The sequence below is a fragment of the Nonomuraea sp. NPDC005730 genome (assembly GCF_040630865.1).
Taxonomy (GTDB): domain Bacteria; phylum Actinomycetota; class Actinomycetes; order Streptosporangiales; family Streptosporangiaceae; genus Nonomuraea.
This window is the reverse complement of record NZ_JBEXYK010000013.1, coordinates 167,928-180,945: the sequence shown is the minus strand read 5'-3', so window position 1 is coordinate 180,945 and position 13,018 is coordinate 167,928. Positions and strand designations below refer to the sequence as shown.

The 13,018-nt window shown below is 73.1% G+C and carries 8 protein-coding genes; 3 read left to right on the top strand and 5 right to left on the bottom strand.

Annotation, left to right across the window (positions count from 1 at the left end; all coding sequences use genetic code 11):
- The 3 genes from ABZ444_RS18910 to ABZ444_RS18900 all read left to right on the top strand — a co-directional run.
- The coding region (locus tag ABZ444_RS18910; protein WP_357998109.1) for a phosphopantetheine-binding protein at positions 1 to 759 on the top strand (759 nt) is incomplete at its 5' end.
- Complete coding sequence (locus ABZ444_RS18905; protein WP_357998106.1) at positions 756 to 4,376, top strand: amino acid adenylation domain-containing protein; 3,621 nt, start codon at positions 756 to 758, stop codon at positions 4,374 to 4,376. The genes ABZ444_RS18910 and ABZ444_RS18905, both read left to right, overlap by 4 nt.
- Positions 4,357 to 5,625 carry an MFS transporter gene (locus tag ABZ444_RS18900; protein WP_357998103.1) on the top strand — a complete coding sequence of 423 codons (1,269 nt, stop codon included), beginning with the start codon at positions 4,357 to 4,359 and terminating at the stop codon, positions 5,623 to 5,625. Before ABZ444_RS18905 ends, ABZ444_RS18900 begins: the two co-directional genes overlap by 20 nt.
- Here the strand turns inward: ABZ444_RS18900 and ABZ444_RS18895 are convergent.
- The 5 genes from ABZ444_RS18895 to ABZ444_RS18875 form a co-directional block, all read right to left on the bottom strand.
- Positions 5,594 to 6,613, bottom strand: coding sequence for an LLM class F420-dependent oxidoreductase (locus ABZ444_RS18895; RefSeq protein ID WP_357998100.1), 1,020 nt, complete (start codon positions 6,611 to 6,613; stop codon positions 5,594 to 5,596). The genes ABZ444_RS18900 and ABZ444_RS18895 overlap by 32 nt on opposite strands.
- Positions 6,592 to 7,326: an alpha/beta fold hydrolase gene (locus ABZ444_RS18890; protein ID WP_357998097.1), complete on the bottom strand. Its 735-nt coding sequence runs from the start codon at positions 7,324 to 7,326 to the stop codon at positions 6,592 to 6,594. Before ABZ444_RS18890 ends, ABZ444_RS18895 begins: the two co-directional genes overlap by 22 nt.
- Positions 7,323 to 11,282: an amino acid adenylation domain-containing protein gene (locus ABZ444_RS18885; RefSeq protein ID WP_357998094.1), complete on the bottom strand. Its 3,960-nt coding sequence runs from the start codon at positions 11,280 to 11,282 to the stop codon at positions 7,323 to 7,325. Before ABZ444_RS18885 ends, ABZ444_RS18890 begins: the two co-directional genes overlap by 4 nt.
- Positions 11,279 to 11,593: an acyl carrier protein gene (locus ABZ444_RS18880; protein WP_357998091.1), complete on the bottom strand. Its 315-nt coding sequence runs from the start codon at positions 11,591 to 11,593 to the stop codon at positions 11,279 to 11,281. Before ABZ444_RS18880 ends, ABZ444_RS18885 begins: the two co-directional genes overlap by 4 nt.
- A 276-nt stretch (positions 11,594 to 11,869) precedes the next feature.
- The gene (locus ABZ444_RS18875; RefSeq protein ID WP_357998088.1) at positions 11,870 to 13,015 is read right to left on the bottom strand and encodes a serine hydrolase domain-containing protein; all 1,146 of its coding nucleotides are present in this window, start codon (positions 13,013 to 13,015) and stop codon (positions 11,870 to 11,872) included.
- Positions 13,016 to 13,018: the final 3 nt, after the last annotated feature.

The window sequence follows — 13,018 nt, the reverse complement described above, 5'->3', positions numbered from 1 at the left end:
GTCCCCATCGGCACCCCCGGCGAGCTCTACATCGGCGGCATCCAACTCGCCCGCGGCTACCTCGGCAAACCGGCACTCACCGCCGAACGATTCCTCCCCGCACCCGGCGGCAGGCGCCTCTACAAGACCGGCGACCTCGCCCGCTGGCTCCCCACCGGCGAACTCGAATACCTCGGCCGCACCGACCACCAGGTCAAGATCCGCGGCATGCGCGTGGAGCTGGGCGAGATCGAGGCCGTGCTGCGCGAGCGACCCGGCGTCACGGCGGCGGCGGCCAAGCTGGTGAACGGCCGCCTGGTCGGCTACGTCGTCGGCGACGTCCCCGACCTGTCCGACGCACTGCCGGATTTCATGATCCCGACGGCGTGGGTGCGGCTGGACCGCCTGCCCGTCACCCCCAACGGCAAGCTCGACCGCGCCGCCCTCCCCGCGCCCGACCGCCCGGCCGACCTGCCGTGGGAGCCGCCGCGCGGCGCGGCGGAAATCGCCGTCGCGCAGGTCTGGCAGGAGGTTCTCGGCCTCGACCGGGCCGGACGGCACGACACCTTCTTCGCCGTGGGCGGCGACTCGATCAGCAGTCTCAAGGTCGTGGCCCGGCTGCGCGCCACCGGCTACGACGTGGAACTGCAGCAGCTGTTCACCCATCAGGCGGTCGCCGAACTGGCCGCCGTGCTGCGGCCGCGGCAGGCCGTACCGGAGACCACGGCGGGAGCCTTCGACCTGCTCAGCGTGGCGGACAGAGAGAGGCTCACGCGATGATCATCGACGCCTACCCGCTCAGCGCCCTCCAGGCGGGGATGCTGTACCACAGCGAGCTGGACGGCGTGACCTTCCATGACCACACCACGCTCACGCTGCGCGGCACGTTCGACGAGGCGGCCCTGGTCAGGGCGCTGGACGAGCTGTCGGCCCGGCACGAGGTGCTGCGGACGTCCTTCGACCTGACCGGGTTCAGCGAGCCCGTCCAGCTCGTGCACGACCGCGCGGAGATCCCGCTGACCGTCTCCGGCGGCGAGCCGGAGTACGGGCCGTTCGACTGGACGCGGGCCCCCCTGCTCCGCGTCCATGTGCGGCCCGAAGCCGACCGGTTCGCGCTGACCGTCTACTTCCACCACGCGATCCTCGACGGGTGGAGCGTCGCGAGGCTGGTCAGCGAGCTGCTGGAACGCTATGCGACCCCCGGGCTGCCGGTGGAGCCGCCGGCGGCGCGCTTCCGTGACCTGGTGGCGGCCGAGAAGGCCATGCTCGCCCGGCCGGAGGCGGCGGAGTTCTGGCGGGAGGCGATCGCCGAGGCGCCGGAGGGCCGGTTGCCCCGGATGCCCGGCTACCCCACCGGCGGGCCGCGCGAGGTCGCGGTGCTCGCCACGGCGCTGCCCGGCGAGCTGGCCAAGGCGCTGGCCGAGGAGGCGGCCGCCGCCCGGGTGCCGCTGCGGTCGGTGGTGCTCGCGGCGCACGTGCGCGTCATGGCCCTGCTCACCGGCGACGCCGACGTCCTGACGGGGATGCTCACGCACAGCCGTCCGGAAAGCGAGGCCGGCGACGAGGTGCTCGGCCTGTTCCTCAACACCGTCCCGCTGCGGGTGCGGGCCGACGCGCCCGACCTGGTCCAGCGGGTCTTCCAGGCGGAGGTGGCGGCGCTGCCGTACCGGCACTTCCCGCTCTTCGAGATCCAGCGGGCCAGCGGTCGCGCGCGCCTGCTGGACACGCACGTGGACTTCCGCGACTTCCACGTGAACGGCGCCGCCGCCACGCCCATCGAGGGCCAGGACTTCTTCGAGCAGACCGACTTCGCCTTCAGCACGGCCTTCGTCCGGATGCCGGGCCAGGGGCTGACGCTGACCATCTCCTACGACACCACGCAGTTCCCCGCCGACCAGATCGCGGCGATCCGGGACCACTACCTCCGCGCCCTGTCCGGAGATGTCGGCATCTCGCCGCAGGACACGGCTCAGCTCGCGCGCTGGAACGCCACCGACCGGGAGCATCCGGGCGGGACCCTGCACGACCTGGTCTTCGAGCAGGCCGAGCGCACCCCGGACGCGACCGCGCTGGTCTTCGAGGGCGACCGGCTGACCTACCGCGAGCTGGCCGACCGGGCCCGCGCGGTGGCCGCCGGGCTCGACGTGCGGGTGGACCAGCCGGTCGGCGTCTCCATGGAACGCGGCCTCGACCTGCCCGTCGTGCTCCTCGGCGTGCTGGCCGCCGGCGGCGCCTACCTGCCCCTCGACCCGGCCGATCCCGAGGAACGGCGGCGCGGCATGCTCGCCGACGCGGGGGCCGAGACCGTGCTCACCGCCGCGGTCTCCGGAGACCGGTTCACCCCGCCAACGGTCCGCGAGGACAACCTGGCCTACGTCATCTTCACCTCCGGCTCGACCGGACGGCCCAAAGGCGTGGGCGTCTCGCACCGCGCGATCGTCAACCGGCTGCGCTGGATGCAGGACACCTTCCGGCTCACCCCGCAAGACCGCGTCCTGCACAAGACGCCGACCACCTTCGACGTCTCGGTCTGGGAACTGTTCTGGCCGCTCATCACCGGCGCCACCATGGTCATCGCCCGGCCCGGCGGCCACCGCGACACCGCCTACCTGCGCGACCTCATCAAGACCGAGAACATCACCACGACGCACTTCGTCCCCTCGATGTTGCAGGCGTTCCTGGAAGAGGAAGGGACTCAACTTCCGCCCCGGATCATCTGCTCCGGCGAAGCCCTCCCACCCGGCCACGACCTGCCCGGACTGCACAACCTCTACGGCCCCACCGAGGCGGCCGTCGACGTCTCCTGGCACCCCTGCCAACCCGGAGAACCCCTGGTCCCCATCGGCAAACCCGTCGACAACACCACCCTGCATGTTCTCGACCAGAACCTGCACGAAGTCCCCATCGGCACCCCCGGCGAGCTCTACATCGGCGGCATCCAACTCGCCCGCGGCTACCTCGGCAAACCGGCACTCACCGCCGAACGATTCCTCCCCGCACCCGGCGGCAGGCGCCTCTACAAGACCGGCGACCTCGCCCGCTGGCTACCCACCGGCGAACTCGAATACCTCGGCCGCACCGACCACCAGGTCAAGATCCGCGGCATGCGCGTCGAACCCGGCGAGATCGAGGCCGTGCTGCGCGCCCAGCCGGGGGTCCGCGACGCGGCCGTCACGGCGCACGGGCACAGCCTGGTCGGCTACGTGGTGGGCGACGTGCCCGACCTTCAGGACGTCCTGCCCGACCACCTGATCCCGCGCCGGTGGGTGCGCCTGGACGCGCTCCCCCTCACCCGCAGCGGCAAGCTCGACCGGGCCGCGCTGCCCCCGCCGGAGACGGCGGGCGGCCGGCCGTACGTGCCGCCTCGCGACGAGGTGGAGGCGCGCCTCGCCACGCTCTACGAAGAGGTGCTGCAGGTGCCCGCGGCCGGGATCCTGGACGACTTCTTCGAGCTCGGCGGCCACTCGCTGAGCGCCCTGCGGCTGGCCGCCCGCATCCGCCAGGAGCTGGGGCGGAGCCTGCCCGTGGGCACCGTGCTGACCGCGCCGACGATCAGCAAGCTGGCCAGGGTGCTCCGCCAGCCGGAGGACCTGGCGCCGCCGAGCCACATCGTGCCGCTCAACCCGGACGGCGACCGCATGCCGATCTTCTTCATCCACGCGCTCGGCGGCCAGGTCTTCCGCTACCACCCGCTGGCCCGCCGCCTCGGCCCCGACCAGCCGGTGTACGCCATCGCCGCGCGCGGGCTCGTGCCCGGCGAGGAGCCGCACGCCACGCTCGCCGAGATGGCCGACGCCTACGTGGCCGACCTGCTGGAGGTGCGGCCGGCGGGGCCGTACGTGCTGGGCGGGTTCTGCATCGGCGGGAACATCGCCCTGGAGGTGGCCAGGCGCCTGCGCGAGCGCGGCGAGCAGGTGCCGCTCGTCGTGCTCCTCTACGCCAACGCCGAGGAGCCCGTGGCCGAGGCGTCGCTGGAGGACGACACGGTCCTGCTGTTCCACGCGCTGGCCGGCGGCCCCGAGGAGACACTCGGGCTGGACCCGGCCGAACTCGCCGCCCGGCCGCCGGAGGAGCAACTCCTCACGGTCATGGGCGCCGCCTCCGCCGCCGACCGGCTGGCGCCCGACACCGCCGAGGTCGAGCAGGCGCGCCGCTACCTGGCCGTGTTCCGGGCCAACGCGCACGCGGTCGGCGGCTACCGGCACGAGCCCTACGACGGCGACGTCGCGCTCTTCGCGCCCACGCGCGAGGACGGCAACTGGCCCTCCGTGGCCAAGGGGCGGCTCGCCCACTTCGCGATCCCCGAGGAACGCGTCCCGATCCTGTACGAACCCCTGGTCGCCGGAGCGGCCACCGAGATCAGAAGGTGGATGGATCATGGCATCCCCGACCAGTGAGCAGACGAGCCTCTGGAAGCACCCCGACTTCCTGCGGCTGTGGGCGGGCCAGAGCCTGTCGCAGTTCGGCTCGGCGATCAGTCTCTTCGCGTTCCCCGTCATAGCGGTCACCGTCCTGAACGCCTCCGAGGCGGAGATGGGCGTCGTCGGCTTCCTGCTGCGGCTGCCGATGGTGTTCTTCCTCCTGTTCGGCGTGCTGGCCGACCGGGTGCGCAAGCGGCCCATCCTGATCTGGACGGACGTGGCGCGTTTCGTGCTGCTGATGCTGATCCCCGTCGCGTGGTTCGCCGACCTGCTCACGCTGACCTGGCTCTACGGCGTCATCTTCGCGCTCGGGCTGCTCAGCACGCTCTTCCAGACGGCCTACCGAAGTTACTTCCCGTTCCTGGTGCCGCGGGAGAACTTCATGGAGGGCAACTCCAAGCTGCAGCTGACCGAGTCGGCCGCCCAGACATTCGGGCCAGGCCTGGCCGCGGCGCTGCTGAAGGTGCTCGCCGCGCCCGCGCTGCTGATCATCGACGCGGTGTCGTACCTGGCCTCCGCGATCGCGGTGTCCCTGATCAGGCGGCCGGAGGCCCGGCCGGAGCCGGACGATACCACCCCCGGGCAGGTGCACAAGGCGATCTGGCAGGGCATGGGCTGGGTGATGCGGCACGAGCTGATCCGGCCGCTGGCCGTCTCCTCGGCCGTGTACTCGCTGTTCATCCTGGGCTCGATGAACTCGATCTACGCCCTGTACGTGATCCGCGACCTGGGCGTGCCCGCGGGCTGGTTCGGCAGCATCCTGGCCGGCGGCGGCGTGGGCGCGATCATCGGGGCGCTGGTCGCCGTCAAGGTGATGCGGCGCTACGCGATCGGCAAGGTGCTGGTGTGGTCGATGGTGTACGGCAACCTCGCGCTCTTCCTCATCCCGCTGGCCGTCGGACCGGTCTGGGTGTCGGTGGCGATGCTCGTCGTCGCGCAGCTGGTCAGCGGCGTCAGCTCGCAGATCTTCTTCGTCACCAACACCAGCCTGGTGCAGACGGTCACCCCGCCGCACCTCCAGGGCCGGGTGGTGGCGTCGATCTACTCGCTGGGCCTGATCCCCGCCCCGCTGGGCGCGCTCGGCGCCGGCCTGCTGGCCGGCGCCGTGGGCACGCGTACGACGCTGTGGGTGGTCATCGCCATCGGCGCGCTGGTGCCGATCGCGGCGATGGCCTGGTCGCCGCTGGCCAAGCTCATCGGGATGCCGGCGCCAGACTCGCAATGAGCCGCAGCTGACGGCTGCGCAGCCGCCGGGTGGGCGTGACCAGGCCGACGATCAGCGTGGTCGCGCCCGCCTCCTGGTAGGCCGCCATCCGCTCGCGCACCTTGCCCGCGGGGCCGCACATGGTCATCGCGTCGACGAGCGCGTCGGGCAGCATCGCCATGGCCTCGCCCTGCCGCCCGTCCAGGAAGGCCTCCTGCATGCGGGCGGCCTCCTGCTCGAAGCCGAGCGTGGCGGCCAGACGGTTGTAGAAGTTGGTCCGGCGTGAGCCCATGCCGCCGAGGTAGAGGGCGAGCATGGGCCGCATCATGTCGTAGGCCAGCTCCTGGTCCTCCTCGACGAGCGTGAGCACCATGGGTGCGACGTCCAGGCCGGCGCCGTTCAGGTGCTTGGCCATCCGGGCCAGGTGGTCGGGCGGGAAGTGGATGGCCAGCCAGCCGTCGGCGAGCTCGCCGGCCAGCGCGACGGTCTTCGGGCCCATCGCGGCCAGGTAGACCGGCAGCCGCTCCTGCACCGGCGCGACGGCCAGCGTCAGCTCCTTGCCCTCGCTGCCGGGCAGGGGCAGCGACATCGTGGGTCCCTCGTGCCGCACCGGCTCGCCGCCCAGCGCCTTGCGCACCACCTGGAGGTAGTCACGGGCGCGGGCCACCGGCCGCTCGAAGCGCTCGCCGTGCCAGCCCTCGACCACCTGCGGGCCGGACAGGCCCACGCCCAGCCGGGCGCGGCCGCCGGAGAGCTGGTCGAGGGTGGCCGCCGTCATCGCGGCGACCACGGGTTTGCGTCCCGACATCTGCAGCACGCCGGTGCCGAGCGCGATGCGTTCGGTCTGGCCGGCGATCCAGGCCAGCAGGCTCGCCGGGTCGGTCCCGTAGGTCTCGGCCGCCCACACGGAGGAATAGCCGAGGGCCTCCGCCTCGCGGACCAGCGCCAGGTGGTCGGCCGGGCCGAGGCCCGCGCCGCCCCAGTAGCTCATGCTGTAACCGAGGCGCATCCCATCTCCTCAACGATCGCGGCTGCCAGGGCGTCCGGGGTCTCCTCGGCCAGCCAGTGGGTGGAGTCGAGCTCCTTCAACGTGGGCCTGTGCACGCTCTGCCGCCGCCAGCCCAGGAGGCCGCCCCTGGTCAGCGAGGCGTCCCTGGCTCCGTACAGGACGGAGAGCGGCACCGGCAGCGGTGGTCCCGGCCGGTGGTGATAGCCGGCCAGCAACCCGAAGTCGGCGCGCAGCGCCGGCTCCAGCACCGGCCAGAGCGCCTCCCGGTCGGCCAGCTCCGGCGGGACGCCGCCGAGCTCGATCAGCTGCTCCCAGAACAGCCACGACGGCAACGACGGCAGGCGGCGCATCAGCAGGGTCACGTCCGGCGCGGCGAACGAGCCCACGACCAGCCGTTCCGGCCGCCCGCCCAGCTCGACCACGCGCCGGCAGACGAGGAAGGCCAGCAACGCCCCGCTGCAGTAGCCGAACAGCGTGTACGGCTCCCGCCACCCGGCCAGGTCGCGCGCCAGGTCGTCGACCAGCCCGTCGAGGTCGGTCCGCGGCTCTTCGGCGAGCCTGGCCTGACGTCCCGGCAGGTTGACCGACCACAGGCCCACCTCGGGCGGGAAGTGCCCGGCGAGCTCGCCGAGCGAGGCCGGACCGCCGCCCGCGTGCGGGAAGGCGACCAGCGCCCGCTCCCCCTCCTTGACCTGGACGTACCACGGCGTCATCGGGCTTCCCCCAGGTGCAGGGCCAGTTCGGCCGGCGTCGGATGGTCGAACACGGCCCGTACCGAGACGGCGCGGCCCGCCAGCTCCCCCAGCGGGCCGATCAGCCGGACGGCCAGCACGGAGTGGCCGCCGTTGAGGAAGAAGTTGTCGTGCGGCCCGAGCCCGGGTCGTTTCAGCGCCTCGCTCCACAGCGCCACCACCCGCCGGACCAGCCCGTCACCCGCCTCGCGGGCCGGGGCGCGGCCCTCGTCGGGCACCTTGAGCTCGCGGTAGGCGATCTTGCCGTTGGCCGTGGTGGGCAGCCTGTCGGTGACGACGTACCGGGTGGGGACGGCGTAGTCGGGCAGCCGCGTCCTGGCGAAGCGCCACAGCTGTTCCTCAGTGGTCTCGCCGGTGACCTCCAGGAAGGCGGCGAGCCGTCCGTCGGTCTGCGGGTCGCCGTCGAGGATCACCGCGGCCGTGCGCACCGCCTCGTGCTCGTGCAGCGCGGCCTCGACCTCGCCGAGCTCGATGCGGTGGCCGCGCAGCTTGATCTGCCGGTCGTCGCGGCCGAGCAGCTCCAGCCCGCCGTCGTGGCGGACGCGCGCGCGGTCGCCGGTCCGGTAGAACCGGCCGTACCGGTCGTGGTGCCCGAAGCGCTGCGCCGTCAGCTCGGGACGGTCGAGGTAGCCCGCGCTCACCCCCGCGCCGGCGACGCACAGCTCGCCCGGCACGCCCGGCGGCAGCTCGCGGCCCGCGGCGTCGGTGACGAAGATCTGGGTGTTGGCCAGCGGCTCCCCGGCGGGGACCGGGTCGAGCGGCGGCTCGCGCAGCTCGGCGGCGGTGGACCAGATGGTCGTCTCGGTCGGCCCGTAGACGTTGAACACCCGGCACCCCAGCTCCAGCAGGTCCCTGGCCAGGGCGGCGGGCATCGGCTCGCCGCCGCACAACACCGTGCGTCCGGCCAGCTCCCGCCCGGCCTCCGGCGCGATCAGCCGCCACGCGGTGGGCGTGGCCTGCACGACCTGGACGTCGCTCGCGGCGATCAGCTCCAGGAACCTGCCCGGCTGCAGCTGGTCGTCGTCGGAGGCCACGACCACGGTGCCGCCGCAGGCCAGCGGCAACAGCAGTTCCAGCCAGGAGATGTCGAAGGAGGTGGTGGTGGACCACAGGACGCTGGTGGGCGCGCCCAGCCGGTCGGCGAAGTCGAGCACGAGGTTCGTCAGGTTCCCGTGCGTGACCTGCACGCCCTTGGGCTGCCCGGTGGAGCCGGAGGTGTAGATGACATAAGCGATGTTCCCCGTCTCGGCGGGTTCGTGGTCCCCCGCCGTGCCGGGCATCGGCACGACCGGCGTCCCGCCCGCCCACTGCGGAGTGCCCGCCGCGACGACCAGCCGCGCCCCCGAGTCGGCCACCTGGAAGGCCAGGCGCGACTCCGGCTGCCGCACGTCCAGCGGCAGGAACGCCGCTCCGGCCTGCCACACGCCGAGGACCGCCGCCACCAGGTCCGCCGAGCGCCCCAGGGCCAGGGCGACGACGTCGCCGTGGCCCACTTCTCGCTCGCGCAGCAGGTCGCGGACCGCGGCCGCGCGCCCCAGCAGCTCGTCGTAGGTGACCTCGTGGCCGCCCTCGCGCACCGCCACGGCCGGGCCCGGCACGATGCGCCCGACCAGCGTGCCGGGCCAGGCGCGGCCCGTGTCGTTGACCCGGTCGAGCAGCGCCCGGTCGGCCGGGGAGAACACGTCCGGCACGCCGCCGCGGGCCGCCTGCCGCACCACCGCGCACAGCCTGGCCGTGAACGCCGCGATCTCGTCCTCGTCGTGCACCTCGGTGCTGTGCACCATCCGGACGGTGAGCCGGTCCGGCTCCTGGATGACGTTGCACTGCATGTCCAGGCGGCTGCGGTCGATCAGGTCGTCGACGTATCCGGGCACCTCGCCCTGGATGTGCACCTTCTCGTCGCTCCAGGGCCGGTAGTTGAACATGTGCCGGAACAGCGGGACCCGCCAGTCGTCCGTGCCGTGGCCACGACGGGTCAGCACCGCCTCCACCGAGGCCCCGGCGTGCTCGACGCCCTCCGCGAACGCCTCCTCCACGCGCCTGGCGACCTGCTCGAAGTCGTCGTCCAGCTCGACGTGGACGCGCAGCGGCAGGGTGCTCACGGCATAGCCGACGCGCCGGTGCTCCTCGCCCGTCTTGGTGCTGACCGGCATGCCGATCACCAGGTCCGGGCCGGCACCGTGCCCGCGCAGCGTCAGCAGGAAGGCGGTGGCCAGCACGATGTTGCCGGTGGTGCGCAGCCTGGCGCGCAGCTCGTCCAGGGCCGCCACCGTCTCGGCGTCCACCTGCCAGGAGCAGGTGTGCCCGGCGAACGTCGGACGGCCCGGCGAATGCCGGCTCCCCGGCAGCACCATGGCGTTGGGGTCGACGCCGTCGAGCCTGTCGAGCCAGTAGCCGATCGACTCCTCCGACGGCTCCCCCGGCTCCAGCATCGGCGCGGGCCCGGCCAGCTCGGGGGGCAGCGAGCCGTGCCCGGTCTGGCTGTCGTAGAAGCGGCCCAGCTCCTCCACCAGGAGCTGCATGGAGGTGCCGTCGATGATGATGTGGTGGCCGGCCAGGCACACCACGGTTCCCGCGCCGTCGGGCAGGGTGAAGTGTCCCACCCTGATGAGCAGGTCGCGGCCCAGGTCGAAGGGCTCGTCCAGGAAGGCCCGCAGGTCCGCGACCAGCGTCTCCTCCGTCGTGGCCCGGGTCTCGACCTTCAGCTGGGCGTCCTGGGGCGCCACCAGGTGCCGGACGGGCGTCCCGTCCACCACGGGGAACCGCAGGCGCAGCGCCGGATGCCGCTTGACCAGCCGGTTCACCGCGATCTGCAGCGGCAGCCTGCGCAGCGGCGTCCCGAACCTGAGCGCCACCGCCAGGTTCGACACGCCGCTGTCCGGCGCGAGCTGCTCCAGCACCCAGAAGGAGTACGGCACCGCCGACAGCGGGCGCGGCTCCTCCACGGAGGCGGGCAGCTCCGGCTGCGGCCGCGGGATGGGGACGCGTTGCAGCGGATGGTCGGGGTCGAGCGCGGCCCAGTCCACCCGGCCGCCGCCCGTCCAGAACCTGGCCACGGCGGCCAGCAACCCCGCCCGGTCGTGACCTGCCTCGATCTCGGCCCCGGCGTTCGCCCGCGTGAGGGCGGCGAGCGTCTCGTGCGGCGAAGGGTCGTCCGCGAGGGCCGCCGGGTCCGGGACGTCCGGCAGGACGCCCCAGGCGGCGAGGGTGGCGGCCAGCCCGTAGGCGGTGGTGAGGGCGGGTGGCGCCGCGACGCCGCGGGCTTCGAAGACCTCCTCGCACACGTCCACGGCCTCGGTGAACACCCGCTCGACGCCGTACAGACCGGCGGTCCCGGCGGAGAGTGTCAGGCGCACCGGCTCCTGCTCGTAGGTGTGCTCCCGGCCCAGCGCGAGAGCGGCCTCCGCGGCGCTCCGGCAGACCACCGCGCCGCGCACGGGGTGGTGGACGCGTCCCTGCTGCAGGGTGCCCGCCACGTCGGCGTAGCGGTCCTCCGGCAGCCCGGCGAGGAAGCCGGCCAGGCTTCGCCGTACCGACTCCGCCTCCTCCCGGGTGCGGCCGGACCACACCACGACCCGCGGGCGGCCGTCGCCCGGCGCGTGCACCGGCGGACAGCCTTCCTCGACCGCCAGGTCGTCGGGCCAGATCACCCGGTGCACCAGGTCGCCGTCGAGCAACGCCCGGTCGAGCAGCCGCAGGACCAGGGTGCCGCGCAGCGTTCCGGGCGGCAGCTCGCCGGCGTCGGTCACGGCGAGCTCGCACTCCCCGGCCAGCAGCGCCGCGCAGGCCTTGCCCACCCCGCCGTACAGCCGGACGACCTGCGCTCCCGGATCGTGTCCGGCCTCCTCGGCCGCCCCGGGCTCCAGCGGGAGACGCCCCATCGCGATCACCGCGACGGGCTGTTCGTGCGAGGTCACCGACCTTCCTCGCGGATCCTGGCGCGCACGTCGCGGCGGCTGCCGCCCAGCGGACGGCGGCGGGCGCCGTCCTGCCTGGCCGCCGGGGCGGGCGTCTGGCCCTTCGCGATCAGGTGCGAGAGCGCGCGCAGGTTCGGGTGCGTGAACATCGCGGTGACCGGCAGCTTCAGGCCCAGCGCACCGGTGATCTCCTCGTGCAGCTCGACCAGGGCGAGCGAGTCGAAACCGGCTTCGAAGAAGTTGAGATCGGGATCGAGGGCGCGGCCTAACCTGCGCTCCACGAGTGATGCAACCGCGTCGGCCTGGGTCATCCGGCGTCCTTCGTCTCGCCTGCGATCGGACGGGATCACCGTCCACCTCCCAGCATCCTTCCCGAGCGCCGTAATCCACCACAAGCCCGTATTTTTCGGGATTTCGGTCACGCAAAAACTACGTGGAGCCACGGCGCCGGGCCTGACATGGCGCTACGCGGCGTACGAGCACGCACCGAGCAGGAACGCTCGCCCACCGTACGCGCCCCCGCGAAGCGCTCGGTGGGCGACGAAGGGGGCGCCCGTTCGCGGACGCCCCCTTCCGTCAGTTCCGGCTCACCCGCCGACGGAGACGCCGAGCTCCGCCTCGACGAGCTGGAACATGATGTCCCACGTCTTCCACTCGGTGTTGGTGTGGACGGCGACGGTGTGCCGGCCGTCGGAGGTGCCGACCACGAGCAGCCACGATCCCCAGAGGCTGCCGCCGACGCCGCGCAGGGTCACGCCGCCGGTCGCCCGCGGGTCGAGCTCGAACAGGCCGAGGCCGTAACGCGTGTACGGCATCCAGTGGCTGCCCTCGGTCGAGACGGTGGTCCACATCTGCCGATGCTGGGCCGGCGGCAGCAGGCTGCCGGTGGACATCGCGCCGAGGAAGCGGATCATGTCGCCGGTCGTGGAGACGACGTTCCCGGCCGACCAGCCGAGTGAGGTGTTGAACTCGGTGACGTCCAGGGGCGGCAGGCCGGGCTCCTCCATCAGCGACTCCCAGTTCTCCGGGGTGATCGTCGAGGGGTCGACGCCGTCCTTGAAGAACATGGTGGAGTAGGCGCGCGGGTGCGGATCGGGGTACCCGGTGTCGCCGGGCGGGCGCACGCGGGTGTGGGCCAGGCCGAGCGGCTGGACGACCCGGCGGTCGACCTCCTTCTCGTAGGTGCTGCCGGTGACCTTCTCGATGATCGCCCCCGCGACGTGGAAGCCACCGTTGGAGTACTCGAAACGTTCGCCGGGCGCGCCGACCGGGGGCTGGGAGATCGCCAGCCTCAGCAGGTCGTCGGTGGTGAACGCGTCGAAGCGGTGCCGGAGCATCCCGGAGCGGGTGGCGTAGCGGTGGCTGACCTCGGGCGCCAGGCCGGTGGCGAACAGGCCGCTGGTGTTGCTCAGCAGGTGCCTGATGGTGATCTTGTCGCCGTCGTAGCCGTTGGCGTCCAGCACGCCGGGCAGCCACGTGTCGACCGTGTCGTCGAGACTCAGCCTGCCCTCGGCCTCCAGGCTCAGCAGCACGGCCGCGGTGAACGCCTTGCCGCTGCTGCCCGTGTGCACGTGTTCGCCGGGCCGGCGGGGGGCGCCGGTCCCGAGGTCGGCCACGCCGGCGGTGGCGAACCAGGTGCGGTCGCCGTCCTTGACCTCGGCGACGACGCCGGGGATGCCGGCCTCGGCCACGGCCCGGTCGAGCACCTGCTGAACACCTTCGCGCGTTGCCATCGC

Bases quoted from the DNA above. Each gene is read 5' to 3' on its own strand.
- ABZ444_RS18890 (WP_357998097.1), bottom strand. From the start codon at position 7,326: ATGACGCCGTGGTACGTCCAGGTCAAGGAGGGGGAGCGGGCGCTGGTC.
- ABZ444_RS18905 (WP_357998106.1), top strand. From the start codon at position 756: ATGATCATCGACGCCTACCCGCTCAGCGCCCTCCAGGCGGGGATGCTG.
- ABZ444_RS18880 (WP_357998091.1), bottom strand. From the start codon at position 11,593: ATGACCCAGGCCGACGCGGTTGCATCACTCGTGGAGCGCAGGTTAGGC.
- ABZ444_RS18875 (WP_357998088.1), bottom strand. From the start codon at position 13,015: ATGGCAACGCGCGAAGGTGTTCAGCAGGTGCTCGACCGGGCCGTGGCC.
- ABZ444_RS18895 (WP_357998100.1), bottom strand. From the start codon at position 6,613: ATGCGCCTCGGTTACAGCATGAGCTACTGGGGCGGCGCGGGCCTCGGC.
- ABZ444_RS18900 (WP_357998103.1), top strand. From the start codon at position 4,357: ATGGCATCCCCGACCAGTGAGCAGACGAGCCTCTGGAAGCACCCCGAC.